Genomic DNA, 412 nt, shown 5'->3' with positions numbered 1-412 from the left:
GACTGATACGCCGGAGCCGACCAGACCAGTTACAAATCCCTTCTGGCGTAAGAACCACGGCAGCCTGGCGGCTGCAAATCGGGGTGTGGCAGAATATGAGCTTTCAGAGTAACCATCCAGAATGAGTTCCCATGTCACACAACCTGGAGCACCAGAAAGTCCACACCAGAATGGTGAAAGAGGGTTCTGAAAGCCGTCGCCAGAGCCAATAATCACCCTTATAAGTCCGTATTTGCAGACTTTATCACCGGTCATCCCTCCTGCACGGTCTGTTTCTGGGAAACCTTCCACAAAATGTACCCGGATTCACCGTACGAATACGTCACGTTCTGCCATACCTGCCGTCGTTTTGATTTATACGAAACAGAAGCGGAGATGAAGGCGGATGACCCGAAGTGGTGGTGATTTTCAG

General features: G+C 51.0%; 1 pseudogene. It reads left to right on the top strand.

The annotated features are described in order from the left end of the window. The first annotated feature begins 131 nt into the window (after window positions 1-131). Window positions 132-405: pseudogene (locus tag ACUU1I_RS21245) on the top strand (hypothetical protein). The last annotated feature ends 7 nt before the right edge of the window (window positions 406-412 follow it).

It is taken from the genome of Shigella sp. SIG3, from assembly GCF_053555855.1.
The sequence above is the reverse complement of the archived record's forward strand: the minus strand, read 5'-3'. Positions and strand labels throughout refer to the sequence as shown.